The organism is Cupriavidus sp. IK-TO18 (genome assembly GCF_015549295.1).
Taxonomy (GTDB): domain Bacteria; phylum Pseudomonadota; class Gammaproteobacteria; order Burkholderiales; family Burkholderiaceae; genus Cupriavidus; species Cupriavidus oxalaticus_A.
The window spans coordinates 104,163-129,667 of the sequence record NZ_JADGMP010000015.1 but is presented as its reverse complement, the minus strand read 5'-3'; the positions used below and the strand labels follow the sequence as shown (position 1 = coordinate 129,667).

Annotated in this window: 26 protein-coding genes and 1 tRNA gene; 20 read left to right on the top strand and 7 right to left on the bottom strand. The window is 65.5% G+C overall.

The window, feature by feature from the left end:
- Nucleotides 1–43: 43 nt before the first annotated feature.
- The 6 genes from IPF36_RS13195 to IPF36_RS13170 all read right to left on the bottom strand — a co-directional run bounded on the left by IPF36_RS13195 (nucleotide 44) and on the right by IPF36_RS13170 (nucleotide 4,541).
- Nucleotides 44–1,027 carry a UDP-2,3-diacylglucosamine diphosphatase gene (locus IPF36_RS13195; RefSeq protein ID WP_195428142.1) on the bottom strand — a complete coding sequence of 328 codons (984 nt, stop codon included), beginning with the start codon at nucleotides 1,025–1,027 and terminating at the stop codon, nucleotides 44–46.
- A gap of 132 nt (nucleotides 1,028–1,159) precedes the next feature.
- Nucleotides 1,160–2,140 (bottom strand): alpha/beta fold hydrolase, encoded by a 981-nt coding sequence (locus tag IPF36_RS13190; protein ID WP_195428140.1) that lies wholly within the window; start codon nucleotides 2,138–2,140, stop codon nucleotides 1,160–1,162.
- A complete protein-coding gene (locus IPF36_RS13185; RefSeq protein WP_133094148.1) occupies nucleotides 2,137–2,676 on the bottom strand; it encodes an RDD family protein in 540 nt (179 codons plus the stop codon). The genes IPF36_RS13190 and IPF36_RS13185 overlap by 4 nt, the downstream gene beginning before the upstream one ends.
- Before the next feature lie 92 nt (nucleotides 2,677–2,768).
- The gene (locus IPF36_RS13180) at nucleotides 2,769–3,542 is read right to left on the bottom strand and encodes a DUF3106 domain-containing protein (protein ID WP_133094149.1); all 774 of its coding nucleotides are present in this window, start codon (nucleotides 3,540–3,542) and stop codon (nucleotides 2,769–2,771) included.
- Between the two features lies 1 nt (nucleotide 3,543).
- Entirely contained in the window at nucleotides 3,544–3,975 is a 432-nt protein-coding gene (locus IPF36_RS13175) for a DUF3619 family protein (RefSeq protein ID WP_135704877.1), read from the bottom strand.
- The gene (locus IPF36_RS13170; protein ID WP_133094151.1) at nucleotides 3,972–4,541 is read right to left on the bottom strand and encodes an RNA polymerase sigma factor; all 570 of its coding nucleotides are present in this window, start codon (nucleotides 4,539–4,541) and stop codon (nucleotides 3,972–3,974) included. The genes IPF36_RS13175 and IPF36_RS13170 overlap by 4 nt, the downstream gene beginning before the upstream one ends.
- 395 nt (nucleotides 4,542–4,936) lie before the next feature.
- Here IPF36_RS13170 and IPF36_RS13165 point away from each other — a divergent pair, with 395 nt between their 5' ends.
- The 7 genes from IPF36_RS13165 to IPF36_RS13135 all read left to right on the top strand — a co-directional run bounded on the left by IPF36_RS13165 (nucleotide 4,937) and on the right by IPF36_RS13135 (nucleotide 12,713).
- Nucleotides 4,937–6,700 carry an acetolactate synthase 3 catalytic subunit gene (locus IPF36_RS13165; protein ID WP_133094152.1) on the top strand — a complete coding sequence of 588 codons (1,764 nt, stop codon included), beginning with the start codon at nucleotides 4,937–4,939 and terminating at the stop codon, nucleotides 6,698–6,700.
- A complete protein-coding gene (gene ilvN, locus IPF36_RS13160) occupies nucleotides 6,700–7,191 on the top strand; it encodes an acetolactate synthase small subunit (protein WP_116308864.1) in 492 nt (163 codons plus the stop codon). Before IPF36_RS13165 ends, ilvN begins: the two co-directional genes overlap by 1 nt.
- 128 nt (nucleotides 7,192–7,319) lie before the next feature.
- Complete coding sequence (ilvC, locus tag IPF36_RS13155; RefSeq protein ID WP_092314074.1) at nucleotides 7,320–8,336, top strand: ketol-acid reductoisomerase; 1,017 nt, start codon at nucleotides 7,320–7,322, stop codon at nucleotides 8,334–8,336.
- 265 nt (nucleotides 8,337–8,601) lie between these two features.
- Nucleotides 8,602–9,252 (top strand): phosphatidylserine decarboxylase, encoded by a 651-nt coding sequence (locus tag IPF36_RS13150; RefSeq protein WP_133094153.1) that lies wholly within the window; start codon nucleotides 8,602–8,604, stop codon nucleotides 9,250–9,252.
- A 42-nt stretch (nucleotides 9,253–9,294) separates the two neighbouring features.
- Nucleotides 9,295–10,209 (top strand): CDP-diacylglycerol--serine O-phosphatidyltransferase, encoded by a 915-nt coding sequence (gene pssA, locus IPF36_RS13145; RefSeq protein ID WP_133094154.1) that lies wholly within the window; start codon nucleotides 9,295–9,297, stop codon nucleotides 10,207–10,209.
- Between the two features lie 125 nt (nucleotides 10,210–10,334).
- A complete protein-coding gene (gene lysM, locus IPF36_RS13140) occupies nucleotides 10,335–10,838 on the top strand; it encodes a peptidoglycan-binding protein LysM (RefSeq protein WP_135704878.1) in 504 nt (167 codons plus the stop codon).
- Nucleotides 10,839–11,171: 333 nt separating this feature from the next.
- Nucleotides 11,172–12,713, top strand: a complete 1,542-nt coding sequence (locus IPF36_RS13135) for a 2-isopropylmalate synthase (RefSeq protein WP_063241466.1) — start codon at nucleotides 11,172–11,174, stop codon at nucleotides 12,711–12,713.
- Between the two features lie 113 nt (nucleotides 12,714–12,826).
- Here the strand turns inward: IPF36_RS13135 and IPF36_RS13130 are convergent, their stop codons facing one another.
- Nucleotides 12,827–13,360: a hypothetical protein gene (locus tag IPF36_RS13130; protein WP_133094156.1), complete on the bottom strand. Its 534-nt coding sequence runs from the start codon at nucleotides 13,358–13,360 to the stop codon at nucleotides 12,827–12,829.
- A 199-nt stretch (nucleotides 13,361–13,559) separates the two neighbouring features.
- On the opposite strand from IPF36_RS13130, the gene IPF36_RS13125 reads away from it, so the two are divergent.
- From IPF36_RS13125 to nuoF, 13 genes are all read left to right on the top strand, one after another.
- Nucleotides 13,560–14,828, top strand: a complete 1,269-nt coding sequence (locus IPF36_RS13125) for a branched-chain amino acid ABC transporter substrate-binding protein (protein ID WP_135704879.1) — start codon at nucleotides 13,560–13,562, stop codon at nucleotides 14,826–14,828.
- A gap of 159 nt (nucleotides 14,829–14,987) precedes the next feature.
- A complete protein-coding gene (gene rpsO, locus IPF36_RS13120) occupies nucleotides 14,988–15,257 on the top strand; it encodes a 30S ribosomal protein S15 (protein WP_010809136.1) in 270 nt (89 codons plus the stop codon).
- A gap of 456 nt (nucleotides 15,258–15,713) precedes the next feature.
- Nucleotides 15,714–17,888 (top strand): polyribonucleotide nucleotidyltransferase, encoded by a 2,175-nt coding sequence (pnp, locus tag IPF36_RS13115; RefSeq protein WP_133094158.1) that lies wholly within the window; start codon nucleotides 15,714–15,716, stop codon nucleotides 17,886–17,888.
- A gap of 155 nt (nucleotides 17,889–18,043) precedes the next feature.
- Entirely contained in the window at nucleotides 18,044–19,048 is a 1,005-nt protein-coding gene (locus tag IPF36_RS13110; protein ID WP_195428137.1) for an NAD(P)H-quinone oxidoreductase, read from the top strand.
- A gap of 127 nt (nucleotides 19,049–19,175) precedes the next feature.
- On the top strand, nucleotides 19,176–19,913 hold the full coding sequence (gene tpiA, locus IPF36_RS13105) for a triose-phosphate isomerase (protein WP_133094160.1): 738 nt from the start codon (nucleotides 19,176–19,178) through the stop codon (nucleotides 19,911–19,913).
- Between the two features lie 73 nt (nucleotides 19,914–19,986).
- Entirely contained in the window at nucleotides 19,987–20,373 is a 387-nt protein-coding gene (secG, locus tag IPF36_RS13100) for a preprotein translocase subunit SecG (protein ID WP_195428135.1), read from the top strand.
- Nucleotides 20,374–20,560: 187 nt separating this feature from the next.
- Nucleotides 20,561–20,645, top strand: a tRNA-Leu gene (locus IPF36_RS13095).
- A 166-nt stretch (nucleotides 20,646–20,811) separates the two neighbouring features.
- Complete coding sequence (locus IPF36_RS13090; RefSeq protein WP_010809131.1) at nucleotides 20,812–21,171, top strand: NADH-quinone oxidoreductase subunit A; 360 nt, start codon at nucleotides 20,812–20,814, stop codon at nucleotides 21,169–21,171.
- A gap of 6 nt (nucleotides 21,172–21,177) precedes the next feature.
- Nucleotides 21,178–21,660 (top strand): NADH-quinone oxidoreductase subunit B family protein, encoded by a 483-nt coding sequence (locus IPF36_RS13085; RefSeq protein WP_011297145.1) that lies wholly within the window; start codon nucleotides 21,178–21,180, stop codon nucleotides 21,658–21,660.
- 1 nt (nucleotide 21,661) lies between these two features.
- On the top strand, nucleotides 21,662–22,261 hold the full coding sequence (locus IPF36_RS13080) for an NADH-quinone oxidoreductase subunit C (protein ID WP_133094162.1): 600 nt from the start codon (nucleotides 21,662–21,664) through the stop codon (nucleotides 22,259–22,261).
- A 9-nt stretch (nucleotides 22,262–22,270) separates the two neighbouring features.
- Nucleotides 22,271–23,524, top strand: a complete 1,254-nt coding sequence (locus tag IPF36_RS13075; RefSeq protein WP_135704881.1) for an NADH-quinone oxidoreductase subunit D — start codon at nucleotides 22,271–22,273, stop codon at nucleotides 23,522–23,524.
- Nucleotides 23,525–23,708: 184 nt separating this feature from the next.
- Entirely contained in the window at nucleotides 23,709–24,206 is a 498-nt protein-coding gene (nuoE, locus tag IPF36_RS13070) for an NADH-quinone oxidoreductase subunit NuoE (protein ID WP_133094164.1), read from the top strand.
- A 1-nt stretch (nucleotide 24,207) separates the two neighbouring features.
- On the top strand, nucleotides 24,208–25,503 hold the full coding sequence (nuoF, locus tag IPF36_RS13065; protein WP_133094165.1) for an NADH-quinone oxidoreductase subunit NuoF: 1,296 nt from the start codon (nucleotides 24,208–24,210) through the stop codon (nucleotides 25,501–25,503).
- Nucleotides 25,504–25,505: the final 2 nt, after the last annotated feature.

The following is a 25,505-nucleotide window of genomic DNA, read 5'->3' as shown; positions in this document are numbered from 1 at the left end:
GGCAATGCGGAATCAGGGGCGCGGGAGGAATGCGGGGCCGGCATCAGCCTGCCACCGCGGCACGGCGCCGGCGGCGGGCGGCCGGTTCGGGCGGATCCATCAGCGTGGTCCAGTAGACGATCTTCAGCTCGCCCTCCATGGTCTCGACCAATGCCGACAGGCTTTCCACCCAGTCTCCGTCGTTGCAGTAGAGCTGGCCGTTGACCTCGCGGATCTCGGCCTTGTGGATGTGGCCGCAGACCACGCCATCGCAGCCGCGCCGGCGCGCTTCGTCGACCATCGCGGTCTCGAAGGCGCTGATGTAGTTGACCGCGTTCTTGACCTGGTGCTTCAGGAACTGCGACAGCGACCAGTACGGGAAGCCCAGCCGCGCGCGCAGCCGGTTGAAGTGCCGGTTCAGCGCCAGGATCATCGTGTACAGCGAGTCGCCCAGGTAGGCCAGCCAGCGCGCGTGCTGTACCACGCCGTCGAACAGGTCGCCGTGCACCACCCACAGCCGGCGCCCGGTGGCGGTGACGTGGACCGCCTCTTCGCGCACGGTGATGTCGCCGAATGCCATGCCGTCGAACTGCCGCGCGGCTTCGTCGTGGTTGCCGGGCACGTAGATCACCTCGGTGCCCTTGCGCGCCTTGCGCAGCAGCTTCTGCACCACGTCGTTGTGGCTCTGCGGCCAGTACCAGCCGCGGCGCAGCTGCCAGCCGTCGATGATGTCGCCGACCAGGTAGAGCTGGTCGGATTCGTTGTGCTTGAGGAAGTCGAGCAGGTAGGTGGCCTGGCAGCCGGGCGTGCCCAGGTGGATGTCGGACAGCCAGATGGCGCGGTAGCGGTGGATCTTGTGCGCCTCGGCCGGATAGGTGTCCGGCTGCTCGCGCAGCGGCGCGAGGGCGGCGGCGTCAAGGCCCGGAGGCAGGAACGCGCTCAGCGGTGCCGCGGTATCCCAGCTGCCGCCGGAACTGCGGCGCAGCCGTTGCTTCAGTTGCGCGGCCTTCGACAGGTATCCGCGGGCGGATCGGAGTGCTTGCACCATGGCAGTCCCGGTAGCGGCGATGGCTGCATTCAGCCAGCGCGCGATGACGGCGCCGTGACGGAAACATGACTGACTTGTGAAGCGTGGGAAACCGTGGCGCAAGCAGGACAGCCGCGATGCTTCCGATGTCGGCTAGCGTCCGCGTGCCGACAGTTCCCGCAGCGCATCCAGCACCGCCCGGATCGCCGCCGGATGCCGCAGCAGCGACACATGGCCGATGCCTGACAGCGCGATATGCCCGGCACCCTCGAGCCAGCCGGTGCAGGGTGGCCCGGCGATTGAATCGTGCCAGCTGAACACCGACACCATGCGGGCGCGCAGGCGCGGGCTTTCCGCGCTGGCAAGCGCGGAAAGCCACAGGCTGCCGCAGCGCATCTGCCTGGCGTTATGACCCCCGCCAAAGCGCGCCAGCGCGCTGCCATGGTGCGGGGTGCCGAGGGTCACGATGCCGGCGCAGAGGTCCTCGTCGCCAGCCAGCCGCAGCGCCGCGCGCGCCACCAGCCCGCCCATGCTGTGGCACACCAGCAATGGCGCACGGCCGTAATCTGCGGTCACGCGCCGCATCGCGCCGAGCAGCGCGTGCGCGTAGTCGTCGATATCGCCGAAGACCGGCAGCAGGTCGATCCCTTCGCAGCGGTAGCCCGCGGCCGCCAGCGCGGGCTGCATGTCGAGCCAGATCGCCTGCCCGCAGGCGTAGCCGTGGACCAGCAGCACCGGCGGTGCGTCGCGGCCGGGCAGGGCGTCGGCGGGCGGGGCAAAGGGCGCGCGGGCGCGAAACGGCTGCAGCCAGTCGAACATGCGCAGCACGGAGCGGATCTCGTTCAGGTAGCAGCGCAGTGCTTCAGGCACGCGCAACGGGCGGCGTGTAGCGGCGAGTTCTTGCGGCGGCGCGGGCGGGCGGTGGCCTGACGCCACCCACAGGCCGCGCCCGGTAAAGGCGAAGGCGAAGGCGATGCCGGCGGCGAAGCCGCCGAGGATCATCGCCACGCCGGCGGCGAGCGCGCCCGGCCAGGGCCATCCAGCCAGCCGCACCAGGGCGGCGCCGATGCCAAGCGCCGCGGCCGCCTGCGCGGTCACCGCCAGGCGGCGGATGCCGGCGGCGCCGAACGTCATGCCCTGGGCGTGCGCAGGTCCGCGAGCCGCGTGCCGGCGAGGCGGTCATGCAGGAACTGCCGGCGCGGGTCGAGCCAGGCCAGCAGGATCCAGACCAGCAGGCCGGCGCACAGCACGCCGACGAACGGGCCCTTGACCAGCCCCAGCCAGTGCCCGAGCGCCGCCGACGGCGGCAGCCACAGCCAGGCCAGCACGTAGCGCAGCGCCGCCTGCGGCCAGCGCGGAGGCGCGCCGGCGGCGTTCTCGACGCGGATGCGCCAGGTCTGCATGGCCAGGGTCTGGCCGTTGCGCTGCCAGAACCAGGTGAAATACAGGCCCATCACCACGAAGCTCCACAGCTGGATCGCCAGCGGACCGTCCGCGCCGACCTGCCGCAGCAGCGGACGCAGCAGCAGGTAGCAGGCAGTGGAAGCACTCATCACGCCGAACAGCAATACGCCTTCGTACAGCATGCAGGCAATGCGGCGGCGCAGCGGCGGTGCCACGGGCGCGGGAGCTGCGGCGGGCTTGGGGTCGAGGGTGGTGGCAGCGGGCATGTCAGGCGAAGAAGGGCGGCGCAAGCGCGCGCGGGACGCGCAAGACAGCCATTATGCCAAAGGGCACGGCGGCCACCCATCGGGCGGGCCGACTACTGCCGCGCCGTGCCTTCGGAGGCCGCGGCGGCCTCGGTAGCGGCTTCCGGTACAGCCGTAGCGGTGCTGGCGGCCGCGGCGGTCGCGGCGCTGGCTGGAGTGGCCGGCAGCGCTGCGGGCGCGGATGCCGTTGCCGGCGATGCGGCCACGGCAGAAGCGGCCTGGGCTTCGCTGGCAGGCTTGCCGCCCGCGCCGGCGGACCTGGGCTCGTGCCGGACCGCGTGGCTGGTGCCGCCCGGCAGGCGCTTGGTGCTCGGCAGCGCGCTGACGGCACCAGGCCGGCTCGGCACGCGCTCCGCGGCGGCCAGCTTCTTCTTCTGCTCTTCCGGCAGTTGCTGGTACTTGTCCCAGGCCTCGGCCTTCTTCTCGGCCGGCAGCGCGCGGGTGATCTGGTAGTTCTCGCGCGCCAGCCGCCGTTGCTGGGGCGTCATCCTGATCCATTCAGCCATGCGCGCCTGCAGCCGCGCCTGTTCCTCCGGCGAGAACTTCGGGTAGCGCTCGGCAATGCGCAGCCACTTGCGGCGGTTCAGTTCGGGCAGGGTGTCCCACAGCGGCTGCAGCGGCGCCAGGATGCGCTGATTGACCGGGCTCAGCTCGGACCATGCCGGGCGCGCGCTGGCTGCCGCGTGTGCCGGCGTGGCGCCGGAGGCGCCTTGCGCGTGCGCGGCGGCTGGCAGCAGGGACCAGCCGGCCGCGGCGCCGGATACGGCCAGCAGCAGCGCGGCCAGCCGGCGGCGCAGGGCGTCGGGGCGGGGCAGTGCGGGCGCCATGCTATTGCCCGTGTTTCAGGAAGACGTGGAAGCCCTCGTCGGCGTATGCCGTGGGCGGCAGGTCGTCGAGCAGCATGGCCGCATCGACATCGGCCAGTTCTTCGACGCGTTTCTGCTGCTGCCAGTGGTAGATGCCCATCAGGCCGGCGGCCAGCGCCACCAGCGTCCAGATCAGGCCCAGGCGGCGCAGCCAGGCACCGGCGCGGTGCAGCGGCGAGTCGTCATCGTCGAACACCGGGACATGCGGTCCCGGCATGGCGAATTGCGGCACCGGCACGGCCACTTCGGCCTTCTTGCGCGCGAGCGCAATCCGGCGCGCGGCGGCGAGCCGTTCGGCAATGTCGGCCGGCAATGCCTCGGCACTGGCATCGAGTGCCGTGCGAATCTCATGGGCGAACCGGCGTTCGCGGATATCTCTCTCGTTTATGCTCATAGTCGGACCCCCCGTGCGCGCAGGGCTTGCGCCAGAGTATGCGTGGCACGGGAACAGTGCGTCTTGACGCTGCCCTCGGAGCAGCCCATGACGGCTGCGGTTTCGGCAACGTCCATATCTTCCCAGTAACGCATCAGGAATGCCTCGCGTTGACGCGCCGGCAGGCGCTGGATCTCCTGCTCGATGATGTGCATCACCTGCGCGCGCTCGACCTTGTCGGCGCTGCTTTCCGCCGATTCGGAGCCGGCCTGCGCCTCCAGCGTTTCCAGCAGGTCGCTATCGTCGCCGCCGTCGCGGTCGTCGCGCAGGCTGGAAAACAACGTGACCCACGTGTTGCGCACCTTCTGGCGGCGGAACCAGTCGTGGATGGTGTTCTGCAGGATGCGCTGGAACAGCGGCGGCAATTCGGCGGCGCCCTTGTCGCCGTATTTCTCGGCCAGCTTGATCATCGCGTCCTGCACGATATCCAGCGCCGCCTCGTCGTCGCGCACCGCGAACACGGCCTGCTTGAAGGCGCGGCGTTCGACGCTGGCGAGAAAATCGGTCAGTTCCTGGTCGGTGGCCATTCAGGCAGAGTGCGGCTTGGTGTGCAGCTTGGTGCGGCGTCGATTGCTCAGCCTTGCGAATGTGGAATGTGCTGCGTACGGCCCGTAGCATGCGCAAGGTGCTGCGATGCTAGCAAAAAAACCTGCGCATGTACCACTTTGTATTGAGGGAGAGACAATGTGCAGCGGGAAATCGGCATCTGCCCCTGCGTAAAACCCTATAAACCGGCGCAAAACAACCATAGACCGCGCTGGTGCATTGCAGTATCATCGACGGTTCACACGACATCAGTGGTTGTCTCATCCGGCCGCTTATGAGGCGGTCTTCCATGCAGACGCGCACCGCTTGAACCCGAGCCACAAGTTCGGCAGAGAGCATCCAAACAATTTTTTGCCGAAAATTGCAAAGGACTGAAATGAACATGCCCAGCGCGGAATTCTCCCACGCAGACAGCAATTCATCTGCCGCACCCGAAATGATCGGGGCGGAAATCCTCGTTCACGCACTTGCCGAAGAAGGCGTCGAGTACGTCTGGGGCTACCCCGGCGGCGCAGTGCTGTATATCTACGACGAGCTCCACAAGCAAAAGAAGTTCGAGCACATCCTGGTGCGCCACGAGCAGGCCGCGGTCCATGCCGCAGACGGCTATGCACGCGCAACCGGCAAGGTGGGTGTCGCCCTGGTGACCTCCGGTCCCGGCGTGACCAATGCCGTCACCGGCATTGCCACCGCGTACCTCGACTCGATCCCGATGGTGGTGATCACCGGCAACGTGCCGACCCACGCCATTGGCCAGGACGCCTTCCAGGAGTGCGACACCGTCGGCATCACCCGCCCGATCGTCAAGCACAACTTCCTGGTGAAGGACGTGCGCGACCTCGCCGCGACCATCAAGAAGGCGTTCTTCATTGCCTCCACCGGCCGTCCGGGCCCGGTGGTGGTGGACATCCCCAAGGATGTCTCGCGCAATGCCTGCAAGTACGAGTACCCCAAGTCGATCGACATGCGCTCGTACAACCCGGTGAACAAGGGTCACTCGGGCCAGATCCGCAAGGCGGTGGCACTGCTGCAGAACGCCGAGCGTCCGTACATCTACAGCGGCGGCGGCGTGGTGCTGGCCAATGCCAGCGATGAACTGCGCCAGCTGGCCGCGATGACCGGCCACCCGGTGACCAACACGCTGATGGGCCTGGGCGCGTTCCCCGGCACCCACAAGCAGTTCGTCGGCATGCTCGGCATGCACGGCACGTATGAAGCCAACATGGCCATGCAGAACTGCGACGTGCTGATCGCCATCGGTGCCCGCTTCGACGACCGCGTGATCGGCAACCCGTCGCACTTCACCTCGCAGGCGCGCAAGATCATCCATATCGATATCGACCCGTCTTCGATCTCGAAGCGCGTCAAGGTCGATATTCCCATCGTCGGCAACGTCAAGGACGTGCTGCAGGAACTGATCGCACAACTCAAGGCCAGCGACGTCAAGCCCAAGCGCGAAGCCCTGGCCAAGTGGTGGGAGCAGATCGAGCAATGGCGCTCGGTGGACTGCCTGAAGTACGACCGCAGCTCCGAGATCATCAAGCCGCAGTACGTGGTGGAAAAGATCTGGGAACTGACCCACGGCGACGCCTTTATCTGCTCCGACGTCGGCCAGCACCAGATGTGGGCCGCGCAATTCTACAAGTTCGACGAGCCGCGCCGCTGGATCAACTCCGGCGGCCTGGGCACGATGGGCGTGGGCCTGCCGTACGCGATGGGCATCAAGAAGGCATTCCCGGAGAAGGAAGTCGTCACCATCACCGGTGAAGGCTCGATCCAGATGTGCATCCAGGAACTGTCGACGTGCCTGCAGTACGACACCCCGGTGAAGATCTGCTCGCTCAACAACGGCTACCTCGGCATGGTGCGCCAGTGGCAGGAGATCGAGTACGACAACCGCTACTCGCATTCCTACATGGACGCGCTGCCCGATTTCGTCAAGCTGGCCGAGGCCTACGGGCATGTCGGCATGCGCGTCGAGAAGACGTCTGACGTCGAGCCGGCGCTGCGCGAGGCGTTCCGCCTGAAGGACCGTACCGTGTTCCTGGACTTCCAGACCGATCCCACCGAAAACGTCTGGCCGATGGTCCAGGCGGGCAAGGGCATTTCCGAAATGCTGCTCGGCGCGGAGGACCTGTAATGCGACACATCATTTCGGTCCTGCTGGAGAACGAAGCCGGTGCGCTGTCGCGCGTGGTGGGCCTGTTCTCGGCCCGCGGCTACAACATCGAGACGCTGACCGTGGCGCCGACCGAGGACTCCTCGCTGTCGCGCATGACGATCGTCACGACCGGTTCGGATGACATCATCGAACAGATCACCAAGCACCTGAACCGCCTGGTGGAGGTGGTCAAGGTGGTCGACCTGACCGAAGGCGCGCACATCGAGCGCGAGCTGATGCTCGTCAAGGTGCGCGCGGTGGGCAAGGAGCGCGAGGAAATGAAGCGCACCGCCGACATCTTCCGCGGCCGCATCATCGATGTCACCGAGAAGACCTACACCATCGAGCTGACCGGCAACGGCGTCAAGCTCGATGCGTTCCTGGACGCGATCGACCGTACCGCCATCCTGGAGACCGTCCGTACCGGCGGCTCGGGCATCGGCCGCGGCGAGCGCATCCTGAAGGTCTGATCCGGCGCCGCTCGCAGCCAATCGCACAGGTTCAAGCAGTATCCCCCGGGCGGCGCGATCCGTGCGCACACAATGCGCACGAGGATGCCGCCCCCCTCATATAAAAGACAGAGATTGAAGGATTTATCATGAAAGTGTTTTACGACAAGGACGCCGACCTCTCGCTGATCAAGGGCAAGAACGTCACCATCATCGGTTATGGCTCGCAGGGCCACGCCCACGCGCTGAACCTCAAGGATTCGGGCGTCAACGTGACGGTCGGCCTGCGCAAGAGCGGCGCGTCGTGGAACAAGGCCGCCAACGCCGGCCTGCAGGTCAAGGAAGTGGCCGAGGCCGTCAAGGGCGCCGACGTGGTCATGATCCTGCTGCCGGACGAGCAGATCGCCGACGTGTACAAGAACGAAGTGCACGCCAACATCAAGGAAGGCGCCGCGCTGGCCTTCGCCCACGGCTTCAACGTGCACTACGGTGCCGTGATCCCGCGCGCCGACCTGGACGTGATCATGATCGCGCCGAAGGCCCCGGGCCACACCGTGCGCGCCACGTACACGCAAGGTGGCGGCGTGCCGCACCTGATCGCCGTGCACCAGAACAAGTCCGGCGCCGCCCGTGACATCGCCCTGTCGTACGCCACCGCCAACGGCGGCGGCCGTGCCGGCATCATCGAGACCAACTTCCGCGAAGAAACCGAAACCGACCTGTTCGGCGAGCAGGCCGTGCTGTGCGGCGGTACCGTCGAGCTGATCAAGGCTGGCTTCGAGACCCTGGTGGAAGCCGGCTACGCGCCGGAAATGGCCTACTTCGAGTGCCTGCACGAACTGAAGCTGATCGTCGACCTGATCTACGAAGGCGGCATCGCCAACATGAACTACTCCATCTCCAACAACGCGGAATATGGTGAGTACGTCACCGGCCCGCGCGTGGTGACCGAGGAGACCAAGAAGGCGATGAAGCAGTGCCTGAAGGACATCCAGACCGGCGAATACGCCAAGAGCTTCCTGCTGGAGAACAAGGCCGGCGCCCCGACCCTGATCTCGCGCCGCCGCCTGAACGCCGAGCACGAGATCGAAGTGGTGGGCGAGAAGCTGCGCGCGATGATGCCGTGGATCGCCAAGAACAAGATGGTCGACCAGTCGAAGAACTGATCTGTAGCGCTGCCTGATGGCCCGCGCCGCACGGCGGCGGGCCGAAGCCGTTCAGCGTTCCGTGCCTTGCCCTTCTATCATCGGAAGGGGACTGCCGGGACCTGAACGGCTTTTTGTTATCCTTGTCGAACTTTTCGGGCAAGGCGTGCGCCTGATGCTGCTCCGTGGCACGTAACCGACATGAGCCGGCCAGCGCCGCCCCGGCGGATATCGCCGCTGCCGCACCGCCTCGCCCTGATTTTGACTCCACCGAAACACGTACTGCATGAACTATCCTCATCCGCTGATCGCCCGTGAAGGCTGGCCGTTCCTGGCCGGCGCCTTTGTCATTTCGCTGCTGGTGCACGCCAGCGCGGGCTTCTGGTGGGCGCTGCCGCTGTGGATCATCACGGTGTTCGTGCTGCAGTTCTTCCGCGATCCGCCGCGCCCGATCCCGTCGGCGCCCAACGCGGTGCTGGCGCCGGCAGACGGCCGCATCGTCGTGGTCGAGAAGACCATGGATCCGTACGCCAATCGCGAGGCGCTGAAGATCAGCGTCTTCATGAACGTCTTCAACGTGCACTCGAACCGCGTGTCGGTCGACGGCGCGGTCGAGAAGGTCGAATATTTCCCGGGCAAGTTCGTCAACGCCGACCTCGACAAGGCCTCGGTCGAGAACGAGCGCAATGCGGTGGTCATCCGTCGCGCGACCGATGGCCAGGTGGTCACGCTGGTGCAGGTGGCCGGCCTGGTGGCGCGCCGTATCCTCTGCTACACCAAGGCCGGCGACAAGCTCGCGCGCGGCCAGCGCTATGGCTTCATCCGCTTCGGCTCGCGCGTGGACGTGTACCTGCCGCTCGACGCGCGTCCGCGCGTGACCATTGGCGAGAAGGTGTCGGCGTCGTCGACGATCCTCGCCGAACTCGACGTGAAGTGAGCGAAGGCCTGACCAGGACGACAGGAACACAGGAGGACTGCGATGGTTGCCTTCAATCGACGTAACAAACGGGGCAGCAGCGGCAACGTGACGCATCTGCGCCCGTTCCGCCATAACCAGCTGCGCGGTGCCGAGGACTATGACGACGATGCCGCGGACGACCACGACATCGCTTATGAGCGCCAGCGGCCGCGCCGCCGCGGCATTTACCTGCTGCCCAATGCGTTCACCACCGCGGCGCTGTTCGCCGGCTTCTTCGCCATCGTGCAGGCGATGAACATGCGCTTTGACGTGGCGGCCATCGCGATCTTCGCGGCCATGGTGCTCGACGGCATGGACGGGCGCGTGGCGCGCATCACCAATACGCAGAGCGCGTTCGGCGAGCAGTATGACTCGCTGTCGGACATGACCTCGTTCGGCGTCGCGCCGGCGCTGGTGATGTACGAATGGATCCTGCATGACCTCGGCAAGTGGGGCTGGATCGCGGCCTTCGTCTACTGCACCTGCGCGGCGCTGCGGCTGGCGCGTTTCAACGCCAATATCGGCGTGGTCGACAAGCGCTTCTTCCAGGGCCTGCCCAGCCCGGCTGCCGCGGCACTGGTCGCCGGCTTTGTCTGGCTGGTGATCGACAACAAGCTGCCGGTCAAGGAACTGTGGATGCCGTGGGTGGCGTTCGGCATCACGCTGTACGCTGGGCTGTCGATGGTGTCCAATGCGCCGTTCTACAGCGGCAAGGCGCTGGATGTCCGCTACCGCGTGCCGTTCGGCATGATGGTGCTGGTCCTGGTGTTGTTCGTGGTGGTGTCGACCGATCCGCCGGTGGCGCTGTTCGGGCTGTTCGTCGCCTACGCGATCTCGGGTTACGTGCTGTGGGGCTGGCGTGCCCTGCACGGGCAGCCGGGCGGGGTCCGCAAGGCGCGCGAAAGCGGCAATGGCGGAAACGGCGGCAACGGTTGATGGTTGTGGGCAGGGAAGGGCGCTAAGGCGCCCTTCGTGCTTTCCCGGTTTCACAATTGTTTTTACGCCGCGGCCGCTGGCCGTGGCACTCTGCAGTGTTTTCCACTTACCGTCAGGAGGATGTCATGGGCATGTTCGACTTCATCAAGGAAGCGGGGGAAAAGCTGTTCGGCACCGGCGAGGCCAAGGCGGCGCAGCAGGCCGCGGCGGCGGATGCGTCGGCCGAGAAGGTCGATGCCGCCAACCGTGCCGCGGGCGATGCGATCGAGGCGTACATCAGGAAGATGGGGCTCGATGCCACCGGGCTGATGGTGCAGGTGGATGGCTCGCGGGGTCTGGTGACGGTGTTCGGCGTGGCGCCGGACCAGGCCACGCGCGAGAAGATCATCCTGTGCGCCGGCAATGTCGAGGGCGTGGACAAGGTCGAGGACAAGATGTCGGTGAACGTCGAGTCGGCAGAGTCGCAATGGCATACCGTGGTCAAGGGCGACACGCTGTGGGCGATCGCGCAGGCCGCTTATGGCAACGGTGCCGAGTACAACAAGATCTTCGAGGCCAACAAGCCGATGCTGTCGCATCCGGACAAGATTTACCCCGGCCAGAAGCTGCGCATCCCGCCCAAGGGTTGAGGCGAGGCGCGCACAGATCCGCGGGCGCGTGCGGCAAAACCCTGTATTGCACGGGCGCGCCAAACCGGCTATAGTCGCTCCCATGATTTCGCGCCAAGTCCTACTCGCCCGCACCACCCTAGGTGGCCTACTAGGCCATCAGGTCGGGACGCGCGCGCGCTGAGGACAACGCTACCCTTAGCGCGGAATCCGTAAGGAACACCAACGCCCCGGCCTGCTCGTGCACGCCGGGGCGTTTTGCATTCCACAGCCGTGGAGCGCGGAACAGGCGGTAAGCCCCGGACACAGCAGGCCGGGGACGGCACACCAGAAGCTACTCAGGAGCTCCACAAAATGTCTGACAAACTCATCATTTTCGACACCACCTTGCGTGACGGCGAGCAGTCGCCCGGCGCTTCCATGACCCGCGAGGAAAAGATCCGCATCGCGCGCCAGCTGGAACGCCTGAAGGTCGATGTGATCGAGGCCGGCTTTGCGGCCAGCTCGAACGGCGACTTCGAAGCCATCCGCTCGATCGCCCAGGTGGTGAAGGATTCGACCATCTGCTCGCTGGCCCGCGCCAACGACAAGGACATCGCCCGCGCGGCCGAAGCGCTCAAGCCCGCCAACTCGTTCCGCATCCACACCTTTATCGCCACGTCCGCGCTGCACATGGAGAAGAAGCTGCGCATGACGCCGGACCAGGTGTACGAGCAGGCTCGCCTGGCAGTGCGCTTTGCGCGCCAGTTCACCGACGATATCGAGTTCTCGCCGGAAGACGGCAGCCGCTCGGACATGGACTTCCTGTGCCGCGTGCTCGAAGGCGTGATCGCCGAGGGCGCGACCACCATCAACCTGCCGGACACCGTGGGTTATGCCGTGCCGGAGGGCTACGCGGCGCTGATCCGCTCGGTGCGCGAGCGCATCCCGAATTCGGACAAGGCGATCTGGTCGGTGCACTGCCATAACGATCTGGGCATGGCAGTGGCCAACTCGCTCGCCGCGGTCAAGCTGGGCGGTGCGCGCCAGGTCGAGTGCACCATCAACGGCCTGGGCGAGCGCGCCGGCAACACCAGCCTGGAAGAGGTGGTGATGGCGGTGAAGACCCGCCGCGACTACTTCGACCTGGACGTCGGCGTGGACACCACGCAGATCGTGCCGGCCTCCAAGCTGGTATCGCAGATCACCGGTTTCGTGGTGCAGCCGAACAAGGCCGTCGTCGGCGCCAACGCCTTCGCGCACGCCTCGGGCATCCACCAGGATGGCGTGCTCAAGGCGCGCGACACCTACGAGATCATGCGCGCGGAGGACGTGGGCTGGACCGCCAACAAGATCGTGCTGGGCAAGCTGTCGGGCCGCAATGCCTTCAAGCAGCGTCTGCAGGAACTCGGCATCGAGCTCGACAGCGAGAGCGAAGTCAATGCTGCCTTCACCCGCTTCAAGGAGCTGGCCGACCAGAAGGCCGAGATCTTCGATGAAGACATCATGGCCATCGTCTCTAACGAGGCCCAGCATGACGCGAACGAGCACTTCCGCTTCATCTCGCTGTCGCAGCGTTCCGAGACCGGTGAGCGCCCGCATGCACGCGTGGTGTTCAGCATGGACGGCCAGGAGCAGAGCGGCGAAGGCGAGGGCAACGGCCCGGTCGACGCCACGCTGCATGCGATCGAGTCGCGCGTGGCCAGCGGTGCCGAGATGGTGCTGTATTCGGTGAATGCGATCACCGGCGGCACCGAGGCCCAGGGCGAAGTGACCGTGCGCCTGTCCAAGGCCGGCCGCATCGTCAACGGCGTGGGGACCGACCCGGATATCGTCGCCGCCTCGGCCAAGGCCTACCTGGCCGCGTTGAACAAGCTGCACGACAAGGCCGTGCAGAAGATCAATCCGCAGATCTGACCAAGGCTTCTGCGTAAGACGGCGGACGGCTTACCCGGCCTGAGCGTACGGACCAAGCCCGCCATTCCCGACCCGGGGATGGCGGGCTTTTTCATGTGCGCCTGCCATCGCCCCTACCATCGGCGGAATCTTTCATCGGGGTCGTAGAGCGGGTCGGGCGTGATCTGGGTCCGGCGCAGGACGCCGGCATCGTCGAAATAGAAGTGGAACAGCGATGGCCATACGTCTTCATGGCGGAAGCGGTAGGACCAGACTTCATTGCGCATCCGCGGAAAATATTCGACCGGCAGGCGCGTCACGCCGAAATGCTCCGCCACATCCTCCCGGGTCCAGGTGCCGACCTGCGCCTTGTACAGCTCCGGCGTCGACAGCATATTGCGGAAGCTGGTGAGGTTGCCGTTGCGGTCGAACTCGGCGCCATAGGCGTACTGGCCCAGCGGCTGCTTGGAGTAGATCCAGCGCGAGGTCCCGTCGGGCAGGTTGTAGATATCGGTGGGCGGCCCGAACATGGCCTGGACCGCCGCCTTGGGCTGGCCGACAAGCTTGGTGCCTTCCTGGACCGGCATCAGCGTGGAGCAGGCGCAGAGCAGGGCGGCAGCAAGCGCCAGTAAGAACCGGCGGGCGCCGCCGGCGATTGCAGGGTTCATGACGGCCTCGGTCAATGCCTGGGTGATATCGAAAGTGTAGTTCTCCGCCTGCCTTGTGTGGTCCTGGCGCTGCTTTCCTCCGCTACTTCGCCGAATACGACGGCATTCGACGCGAATCGCGGCAGATGCAGTGGAGGCGGCCGTGATTTGCGCACTACCGGCGTGCTGCCGTACCATCCACCGCTTTCCGGGAGAGACTATGCAGGGTGTGGCGCGGTTGCGAGGTTGGCTGGGTGGCTTGTTGTTGGCAGTGGCGGCGGTTGTGCCGGCAGGCGCGTCCGCGCAGGAGCCGATCCGGCTGGGGATGATCGACGGCCTTTCCGGCCCGTTCGCCAACGCGGGCGAGGCGGTGGCGCGCAACCTGCGCCTGGCGATCGAGCGCGTCAATGCCCGCGGCGGCGTCAAGACCGCCGAGGGCGCGCGGCTCTTCGAGCTGGTGACATTCGACAGCAAGGGCAATGTCGACGAAAGCCTGATCCAGTTGCGCGCGCTGACCGACCGGCGCATTCCCTTCGTCCTGCAGGGCAACAGCTCGGCCGTGGCGGGCGCACTGGTTTCTGCCATCAACCGCCACAATGCGCGCCAGCCCGATGCGCGCGTGCTGTTCCTGAACTATTCGGCGGTCGATCCCAGCCTGACCAACGAGAACTGCAGCTTCTGGCATTTCCGTTTCGACGCCAGCGCCGACATGCGCATGCAGGCGCTGACCGAGGTGATCCGGCAGGACCAGTCCGTGCGCAAGGTCTACCTGATCGACCAGGACTACAGCTTCGGCCACCAGGTGGCGCGTTCGGCGCGCGAGATGCTGGCCGCGCGCCGACCGGACATCCAGATCGTCGGCGACGAATTCCATCCGATCGGCAAGATCAAGGATTTTGCCCCCTATATCGCCAAGATCAAGGCAAGCGGCGCGGACGCGGTCATCACCGGCAACTGGGGCAATGACCTGACCCTGATGGTCAAGGCCGCGCGCGAGGGCGGGCTGCAGGCCAAGTTCTACACCTTCTACGGCAACGGCCTGGGGGCGCCCGCGGCAATGGGCGATGCCGGCGTCGGCCGCGTGCTGGCCGTGGCCGAATGGCACCCGAACGTGGGTGGCGCTGCCTCGGATGCGTTTTACCAGCAGTTCCGCGCGCGTTACCCCGAGCCGAAGGACGATTACGTGCATCTGCGCATGCAGATGATGGTGGAAATGCTGGCGCGCGCCATCGAGAAAGCGGGCACCACCGATGCGGTCAAGGTGGCGCGGGCGCTGGAGAACATGCGCTACGTCAACGATTTCCATGAGGCCACCGTCCGCGCGGAGGACCACCAGGTACTGCAGCCGCTCTATGTGTCCGTGATGGACAAGCAGGGCGGTGCGGTGCGTTTCGATAACGAGGGCTCGGGCTACGGCTTCCGCACCGTGCGCAAGCTGAAGGCGGCGCAGACCACGCTGCCGACCACGTGCCGGATGGAGCGCCCTTGAGCCCCGGCAGGCTCCGCGGTTGCGATTCTCCTCGCGCGCCTTTTCGGCTATAATGCGCGGCTGTCGTCGACTGGCCCCTGGCCGGATGGCGGCAAATCCGTGACACGACGCATGCGGCGCATCCCGCGCTGTGGCGGTCGCAAGTGAAAGGAAATCATCATGGCAGTCGCCGATATCAACAAGTCCGAAGTCATCAAGCAGTTCGCCCGTGGCGCCAACGACACCGGCAGCCCCGAAGTGCAAGTGGCCCTGCTGACCACCCGCATCAACGAACTGACCCCGCACTTCAAGGCCAACATGAAGGATCACCACAGCCGCCGCGGCCTGCTGCGCATGGTGAGCCGCCGCCGCCGCCTGCTGGACTACCTCAAGTCCAACGACGCCGACCGCTACCGCGCCCTGATCGAAAAGCTGGGCCTGCGCAAGTAAGCTTGCGCAAGAGGTTGCGTACGATGGCAGCGCGATTCCTGGGTTTGCACGGTTTCGCGTGAGGCCTGGATGCCTGCTTCAGCATTGCTGGGGCAGGCATTTTGCTTTTCTGGCCGGGCGATTCCGCGCCGGCCGGGAATGCTGCAGGTGGTTGGAGTGATTTTCGCTTCACTGCTTCCGGCGAGGATTTCGATTCGCCGGACCCCGTTGCGGCAAGGCGCGCAACGGAGTAAGTTGTTCTTTTTTCTGGTTTTAGTATCCGGACCGGCCAAGGAAACGGGGCTTTGTGTCATTCCAGCGCGGCATCGGCAACAGTGCCGCGCTGGAATGGCATAGCACTTCCCTGCGACTGCAGCTGTCTCCGGCAGTTAGCCTGCGGCTGAGAACGCAGGCGTGGCACGCTGCGCAACGATCGCAAGCAGTGATCGCGGCGTGCACGCAAGACAAGGAATGCACATGTCCATGTTCAACAAGGTCGTCAAGGAATTCCAGTGGGGCCAGCACAAGGTCCGCATGGAAACCGGCGAAATCGCCCGCCAGGCCGGCGGTGCCGTGCTGGTCGATGTGGAAGACACCGTGGTGCTGGCGACCGTGGTCGCCGCCAAGAACCCGAAGCCGGGCCAGGATTTCTTCCCGCTGACCGTCGACTACATCGAGAAGACCTACGCGGCCGGCAAGATCCCCGGCGGCTTCTTCAAGCGTGAAGGCCGTCCGTCGGAAAACGAGACCCTGACCTCGCGCCTGATCGATCGTCCGCTGCGTCCGCTGTTCCCGGAAGGCTTCTACAACGAAGTGCAGGTGGTGGTGCACGTGGTGTCGCTGAACCCGGAAGTGCCGGCCGACATCCCCGCGCTGATCGGCGCGTCGGCCGCGCTGGCCGTGTCGGGCATCCCGTTCAGCGGCCCGGTGGGCGCCGCGCGCGTGGGCTACAAGGACGGCCAGTACCTGCTGAACCCGACCCGCTCGCAGATCGCCACCTCGGACCTGGACCTGGTGGTCGCCGGCACCGAGCGCGCCGTGCTGATGGTCGAATCGGAAGCCAACCAGCTTTCGGAAGACGTGATGCTGGGCGCCGTGGTCTATGGCCACGAGCAGATGCAGACCGCCATCAACGCCATCCATGAACTGGTGCGCGAAGGCGGCAAGCCCGAGTGGGACTGGACCGCGGCCGCCAAGAACGAGCCGCTGATCGCCAAGGTCACCGAAGTCGCGCTGCCGCTGCTGCAGGAGGCCTACCAGCTGCGCCAGAAGTCGGCCCGCAGCCAGAAGCTGAAGGAAGTGACGGCCAACGTGGCCGCCGCACTGGCCGAAGCCGGCGTGGAAGCCGACAAGGTGGAAGTCGGCAACATCATGTTCGACCTGGAAGCCAAGATCGTCCGCGGCCAGATCCTGAACGGCGAGCCGCGCATCGACGGCCGCGACACCCGCACCGTGCGCCCGATCGAGATCCGTTCGTCGGTGCTGCCGCGCGCGCACGGCTCGGCGCTGTTTACCCGCGGCGAGACGCAGGCGCTGGTGGTGGCCACGCTGGGCACCAAGAGCGACGAGCAGATCATCGACGCGCTGGCCGGCGAATACCGCGACCGCTTCATGCTCCACTACAACATGCCCCCGTTCGCCACCGGTGAAACCGGCCGCGTGGGCAGCCCGAAGCGCCGCGAAATCGGCCATGGCCGCCTGGCCAAGCGCGCACTGATCCCGGTGCTGCCGAAGGACGATGAGTTCGCGTACACCATCCGCCTGGTTTCGGAAATCACCGAATCCAACGGTTCGTCGTCGATGGCTTCGGTCTGCGGCGGCTGCCTGGCGCTGATGGATGCCGGCGTTCCGGTCAAGGCGCACGTGGCCGGCGTGGCCATGGGCCTGATCCTGGAAGGCAACAAGTTCGCCGTGCTGACCGACATCCTGGGCGATGAAGATCACCTGGGCGACATGGACTTCAAGGTGGCGGGTACCGACAACGGCATCACCGCGCTGCAGATGGACATCAAGGTCCAGGGCATCACCAAGGAGATCATGCAGGTCGCGCTGGCGCAGGCCAAGGAAGGCCGCCTGCACATCCTGTCGAACATGCAGCAAGCCATGGGCCACGCCCGCACCGAGCTGTCGGAGCACGCACCGCGCATGATCACCATGAAGATCCATCCGGACAAGATCCGCGAAGTGATCGGCAAGGGCGGCTCGACCATCCAGGCGCTGACCAAGGAAACCGGCACCACCATCGACATCCAGGAAGACGGCACCATCACCATCGCCTCGACCTCGACCGAAGGCATGGCCGAAGCCAAGCGCCGCATCGAGGGCATCACCGCGGAAGCCGAAGTGGGCAAGATCTACAACGGCACCGTGCTGAAGCTGCTGGACTTCGGCGCCATCGTCAACATCCTGCCGGGCAAGGATGGCCTGCTGCACATCTCGGAAATCGTCAACGAGCGTGTGAAGGACATCAAGGACTGGCTGAAGGAAGGCCAGCAGGTCCGCGTCAAGCTGATCCAGGCCGACGAGAAGGGCCGCCTGCGCCTGTCGCTGAAGGCCGCGCTGGCCGAAGAGGGCGGCAGCATCAGCCCGATCAACGCTGGCGAAGGCGCTGCCCCGGCAGCACCGGCCGGCGGCTCGGAGCAGCAGCAGTAAGCGGGGCAGTAATGTCCCACAGGTGCCGCCGCAAGGCGGTGCCGCGGAAAAACGGCCGGGCGATGCCCGGCCGTTTTTTTGTTTACACTGCGGCAACCCATCGAGCCCCCATCGAGCCAACGCTCACACCGAGCAAAGACAAGGAGCAAAGAAGCATGCAAGCCATCGAGATCCGCGAATACGGCGCCCCCGAAGTCCTCCAGCTGACCGAGCGGCCCGATCCGGTGCCCGCCCCGGGCGAGGTGCTGATCCGCGTGGCCGCCGCCGGCGTGAACCGCCCGGACGTATTCCAGCGCACCGGCAACTATCCGGTGCCGCCGGGCGCGTCGGACCTGCCTGGCCTGGAAGTGGCGGGCGTGGTGGTCGGTGGCGACCTGTCGCATGCCGACAACCGCTTCGGCCTCAAGGTGGGTGACCGCGTCTGCGCGCTGGTGCAGGGCGGCGGCTACGCGCAGTTGTGCACCGCGCCGCTGGCGCAGGTATTGCCGGCGCCCGATGGCCTGAGCGATATCGAAGCCGCCGCGCTGCCGGAGACCTTCTTTACGGTGTGGAGCAATGTGTTCGACCGCGGTTACCTGGGCCAGGGCCCGCGTGGCAAGGATGAAACGCTGCTGATCCAGGGCGGCTCCAGCGGCATCGGCACCACCGCGATCCAGATCGCCAAGGCGCTGGGCTTCAAGGTATTCGTCACCGCCGGCACCGATGAAAAATGCAAGGCCTGCGAGGACCTGGGCGCCGATCGCGCGATCAACTACAAGACCCAGGACTTCGTTGCCGAGGTGGCCGCGCTGACCGGCGGCAAGGGCGTCGACGTGATCCTCGACATGGTTGCCGGCCCGTACCTGGCGCGCGAGCTGAAGTGCATCGCCGACGATGGCCGCATCGTCATCATTGCGCTGCTAGGCGGCGCCAAGGCCGAGATCCCGCTCGGCGATATCCTGCGCCGCCGCATCACCGTGACCGGCTCGACGCTGCGTCCGCGGCCGGCCTCGTTCAAGGGCAAGATCGCCGCGGCGCTGCACGAGCAGGTGTGGCCGCTGCTGGCCGGCGGCAAGATCAAGCCGGTGATCCACCAGGTCTTTCCGGCCGCGCAGGCCGCCGACGCGCACCGCCTGATGGAGTCGAGCGAGCATATCGGCAAGATCGTGCTGACCTGGTGATGCCGTGCGCCGCCTGACGGCGCCGAAGTCACGCAGCAAAATGCCGCCGCCCGCCGTTGTCGGGCGGCGGTAGCCCCCGCCCCTGCCACACGCTACAATAGCGGGTTTGATTTTGGAGGGGCACCTCGTGAGACAAAAGCTCGTCATCGGCAATTGGAAGATGCATGGCAGCCTGGCTGCGAACGCGGCGCTGCTGGAGGGGATCAAGGGCGGCGTGGCGCGTGCGTCGCTGGCGGTGTGCGCACCGTTCCCCTATCTTGCACAATGCCAGGCGCTGCTGAACGGCTCGCAAGTGTCCTGGGGTGCACAGGATGTCTCGGCCGAAGCGCGTGGCGCTTTCACCGGTGAGGTTGCTGCCTCGATGTTGGGTGAGTTCGGCTGCACTTATGCCCTGGTCGGCCACTCGGAGCGCCGCACCTACCATGGCGAAACCGACCAGGTCGTGGCTGCCAAGGCGCTGCGCGCGCTGGAATTCGGTATCGTCCCCGTGGTCTGTGTCGGCGAAACGCTGGCCGAGCGCGAGGCCGATCAGACCGAGGCCGTCGTCGGCCGCCAGCTGCAGGCAGTGCTGGACGCGCTGTCGGCGGAGCAACTGAGCCGCGTGGTGCTGGCCTACGAGCCGGTCTGGGCGATCGGTACCGGCAAGACCGCGACCAGCGCGCAGGCGCAGGCCGTGCACGCTTTCCTGCGCGCCAAGGTTGCGGCGCGCGACGCCGGCGTGGCGCAGCGCATGGCCATCCTGTACGGCGGCAGCGTCAAGCCCGACAATGCGGCCGAACTGTTTTCCATGGCCGATATCGACGGGGGGCTGATTGGCGGCGCCTCGCTGAAGTCGGAAGATTTCCTCGCGATCGGCAACGCCTGAATGCCGGCCGTTCCGATCGTTCGGTTCGTTTCGATCAGGAAGTAACCAGGCAAGTAACGCTTATTTAAATCAAATGGCAATCTTCAAGACTTTGTTGGTGGTGTTGCAGGTGCTGTCGGCCCTGGGCGTGATTGGCCTGGTGCTGATCCAGCATGGCAAGGGCGCCGATGTGGGCGCGGCATTCGGCTCGGGCGCCTCGGGCAGCCTGTTCGGTGCCACCGGCTCGGCAAACTTCCTGTCGCGCACCACCGCCGTGCTGGCCACGCTGTTCTTCGTGTGCACGCTGGCGCTGACGCTGCTGGGCAACTACAAGCCCGCTGCGTCGCTGGGCGTGATGGGTGCCGCCCCGGCCTCGGCCCCGGCCACGGCAGGCGCATCGGCCCCGGCCGCTGCCCCGGCCGCTGCCCCGGCCGCCGCTGCTGACGCTTCGGCGCCCGCAGGTCCCGCTGTACCGAAATAATCCGATTGCCTTGCGGCGGATTCCTGAGTTTTTTTGCAGTTGTGCGTTGAACAAAGCAAGAAATTTAGGTTAGAATGCAAGGCTTGAAACGATTCCCCAGCGATGGGGCTTAAGCGAAGGCAAACGCCCCAGCGAGAGTCCTGAAGGGCCTGAAAACCCGGCGCCAGGCAATATTGTTTCTCCCCCAGCCGACGTGGTGAAATTGGTAGACACGCTATCTTGAGGGGGTAGTGGCGAAAGCTGTGCGAGTTCGAGTCTCGCCGTCGGCACCAAACAACTTGATCGGAGTCCCTGGCCGGGCAATGCACCCGAGCGTGGGACTCCGGCAGTCCGCAAGGCGGCGCGCCATGATTCTCGTGGCTTAGCGCCTGGGGTGGGCAACAGGACGCCGCTTCAGCTGGTGCTGTTGACAACATTCCAGATAAGGCTGGCCGTACCTTGAATCTCGAAGCCTACTTCCCCGTTCTCATCTTCATCATCTTCGGTGTCGTGCTCGGCGTGGCACTGATGTCGATTGGTCGGATCCTCGGTCCGAACAAGCCCGATCCCGCGAAGCTGTCGCCGTACGAGTGCGGCTTCGAAGCATTCGAGGATGCGCGCATGAAGTTCGACGTGCGCTACTACCTCATCGCCATCCTTTTTATCCTGTTCGATCTCGAAACCGCCTTCCTGTTTCCCTGGGGTGTTGCCCTGAGGGATATCGGCTGGCCGGGTTTCATCGCCATGGGCGTGTTTCTGCTGGAATTCATCGTGGGCTTCGTCTACATCTGGAAAAAGGGCGCGCTCGATTGGGAGTGATGTGAAATGGCAATCGAAGGCGTTCTCAACGAAGGCTTTGTCACGACTACCGCTGACAAGCTGATCAATTGGACCCGCACCGGGTCGCTGTGGCCGATGACCTTCGGCCTGGCCTGCTGTGCCGTGGAAATGATGCATGCCGGCGCGGCGCGCTATGACCTGGACCGCTTCGGCGTGGTGTTCCGCCCGTCGCCGCGCCAGTCGGACGTGATGATCGTGGCCGGCACGCTGTGCAACAAGATGGCCCCCGCGCTGCGCAAGGTCTACGACCAGATGGCGGAACCGCGCTGGGTGATCTCGATGGGCTCGTGCGCCAACGGCGGCGGCTACTACCACTATTCGTACTCGGTGGTGCGTGGCTGCGACCGGATCGTGCCGGTGGATATCTACGTGCCGGGCTGCCCGCCGACGGCCGAGGCGCTGATCTACGGCGTGATCCAGCTGCAGAACAAGATCAAGCGTACCAACACCATCGCGCGCAAGGGCTGAAATGGCGAAGCTCGACATCCTGAAGGCCGCGCTCGAGAAGGCTCTCGGCAAGCGCGTGCAGAAACTGATCGAGGCGACCGGCGAACTGACGCTGATCGTCAAGGCCGACGACTACCTGGAAGCCGCCCGCATCCTGCGCGACGATCCCTCGCTGCGCTTCGAGCAGCTGATCGACCTGTGCGGCGTGGATTATTCCGACTTCGGCGACGGCGCCTGGGACGGCCCGCGCTTTGCCGCCGTCTCGCACCTGCTGTCGATCACCCACAACTGGCGCCTGCGCCTGCGCGTGTTCGCCCCGGATGACGATTTCCCGGTGGTGGCCAGCCTGATCGACGTGTGGAACTCGGTGAACTGGTTCGAGCGCGAAGCCTTCGATTTCTACGGCATCGTGTTCGACGGCCACCCGGACCTGCGCCGCATCCTGACCGACTACGGTTTCGTCGGCCACCCGTTCCGCAAGGATTTCCCGGTCTCCGGCTTTGTCGAAATGCGCTACGACCCCGAACAGAAGCGGGTCATCTACCAGCCGGTCACGATCGAGCCGCGCGAAATCACGCCGCGCGTGATCCGCGAGGACAAGTACGGCGGTTTGGAGCACTGAGAACGCGCCATGGCAGACATCAAGAATTACACCCTGAACTTCGGCCCGCAGCACCCGGCCGCACACGGCGTGCTGCGCCTGGTGCTGGAGCTGGATGGCGAAGTCATCCAGCGCGCCGACCCGCACATCGGCCTGCTGCACCGTGCCACCGAGAAGCTGGCCGAACAGAAGTCCTGGATCCAGAGCGTGCCCTACATGGACCGTCTCGACTACGTGTCGATGATGTCCAACGAGCATGCCTACGTGATGGCGATCGAGCGCCTGCTGGGCCTGGAAGTACCGGTCCGCGCGCAGTACATCCGCGTGATGTTCGACGAGATCACCCGCATCATGAACCACCTGATGTGGATCGGTGCGCACGCTCTCGACGTTGGCGCGATGGCGGTGTTCCTGTACGCCTTCCGCGAGCGCGAAGACCTGTTCGACATGTACGAGGCGGTGTCGGGCGCGCGCATGCACGCGGCCTACTATCGTCCGGGCGGCGTCTACCGCGACCTGCCTGACACGATGCCGCAATATCGTGCCTCGAAGATCCACAATGAGCGCGCCATCAAGGCGATGAACGAAGCGCGTTCGGGCTCGCTGCTGGACTTCATCGAGGACTTCACCAACCGCTTCCCGAAGTACGTCGACGAGTACGAGACGCTGCTGACCGACAACCGGATCTGGAAGCAGCGCCTGGTCAACATCGGCGTGGTCAGCCCGGAACGTGCGATGCAGATGGGCTTTACCGGCCCGATGCTGCGCGGCTCGGGCATCGAGTGGGACCTGCGCAAGAAGCAGCCGTACGAGGTCTACGACAAGATGGACTTCGACGTGCCGGTGGGCGTGGGCGGCGACTGCTACGCGCGCTACCTGGTGCGCGTGGAAGAGATGCGCCAGTCCAACCGCATCATCAGGCAGTGCATCGAATGGCTGCGCCGCAACCCGGGCCCGGTGATCACCGATAACCACAAGGTGGCGCCGCCCTCGCGCGTGGACATGAAGTCCAACATGGAAGAACTGATCCACCACTTCAAGCTGTTCACTGAAGGCATCCACGTGCCCGAAGGCGAAGCGTATGCAGCGGTGGAGCACCCGAAGGGCGAGTTCGGCATCTACGCGATCTCGGACGGCGCGAACAAGCCGTACCGCCTGAAGATCCGTGCGCCTGGCTTCCCGCACCTGGCCGCGCTGGACGAAATGGCCAAGGGACACATGATTGCTGACGCGGTAACGATCATCGGCACGCAAGACATCGTCTTCGGCGAGATCGACCGCTAATCACGGACCGCCGGCCCGGACGACGATCCGGGCGCTTTCCGAGGTGCTCCGCCGAGCGGAGCGGCCCGGAAGACCCGCGGCGGACCGGCAAGGCCTAAGGCCCGCCGGCGGAACGGCAGCGACGGCTGCAAACCTGCGGATGGACGCCCAGTGGCGCTGCCTCCGCCGTTTTACTGCAATGACCATGCTATCAGCAGAAGCTCTCAAGGAAATCGATCGCGCGATCGCGAAGTATCCGGCCGACCAGAAGCAGTCGGCCGTGATGGCGGCGCTTGCCGTGGCACAGGGCGAGGTGGGCTGGGTTTCCCCCGAAGTCATGCAGTTCGTCGCCAACTACCTCGAGATGCCGCCCGTGTGGGTGGAAGAGGTGGCGACCTTCTACAACATGTACGACACCAAGCCGGTGGGCAAATTCAAGCTCGCCGTCTGCACCAACCTGCCGTGCGCCCTGTCGGGTGGCGAGCGGGCTGGCGAGTACCTGAAGCGCAAGCTCGGGATCGACTACAACGAGACCACCGCTGACGGCTGCTTCACCCTGAAAGAGGGCGAGTGCATGGGCGCTTGCGGCGACGCGCCGGTGATGATCGTCAACAACACCCGCATGTGCAGCTTCATGAGCGACAACAAGCTCGACGCGCTTGTCGACGAGCTGAAGGCTGAAGCCGCCAAGGGGGGCAAGTAACATGACCAGTCTGCACGACCGCCATATCCAGCCGCTGATCCTGGCCGGCCTGGACGGCAAGAATTGGCACCTGGAAGACTACGTCAAGCGTGGCGGCTACCAGCAACTGAAGCGCATCCTGACCGAAAAGATCCCGCCCGAGCAGGTGATCGCCGACGTCAAGGTCTCGGGCCTGCGTGGCCGCGGCGGCGCGGGCTTCCCGACCGGCCTGAAGTGGAGCTTCATGCCGCGCACGTTCCCGGGCCAGAAGTACCTGGTCTGCAACACCGATGAAGGCGAGCCTGGCACGTTCAAGGATCGCGACATCATCCGCTACAACCCGCATTCGCTGATCGAGGGCATGGCCATCGGCGCGTACGCGATGGGCATCACCGTGGGCTACAACTACATCCACGGCGAGATCTGGAACGAGTACAAGATCTTCGAGGAAGCCCTCGAAGAGGCGCGTGCTGCCGGCTTCCTGGGCGACAACATCCTGGGCTCGGGCTTCAGCTTCCAGCTGCACGCCCACCACGGCTATGGCGCCTACATCTGCGGCGAGGAAACCGCGCTGCTGGAATCGCTGGAAGGCAAGAAGGGCCAGCCGCGCTTCAAGCCGCCGTTCCCGGCCAGCTTCGGCCTGTATGGCAAGCCGACCACCATCAACAACACTGAGACCTTCGCCGCGGTGCCGTTCCTGCTGGCCGTCGGTCCCGAGAACTACCTGAAGCTGGGCAAGCCGAACAACGGCGGCACCAAGATCTTCTCGGTCTCCGGCGATGTCGAGCGTCCCGGCAACTACGAGATCCCGCTGGGCACGCCGTTCGCCAAGCTGCTGGAACTGGCCGGCGGCATGCGCGGCGGCAAGCGCATCAAGGCGGTGATCCCGGGCGGTTCGTCCGCGCCGGTGGTGCCGGGCGACCTGATGATGGCGTCCGACATGGACTACGACTCGATCGCCAAGGCCGGCTCGATGCTGGGCTCGGGCGCGGTGATCGTGATGGACGAGACGCGCTGCATGGTCCGCTCGCTGCTGCGCCTGTCGTACTTCTATTTTGAGGAATCGTGCGGGCAGTGCACGCCGTGCCGCGAAGGCACCGGCTGGCTGTATCGCATGGTCAATCGCATCGAACACGGAGAAGGGCGCCAGGAAGACCTGGACCTGCTCAACAACGTCGCGGAAAACATCATGGGCCGCACCATCTGCGCGCTCGGCGATGCCGCGGCGATGCCGGTCCGCGGCATGCTCAAGCACTACTGGAAAGAGTTCGAATATCACGTCGAACACAAGCAGTGCATGGTTCCGGCCTACATCTAAGC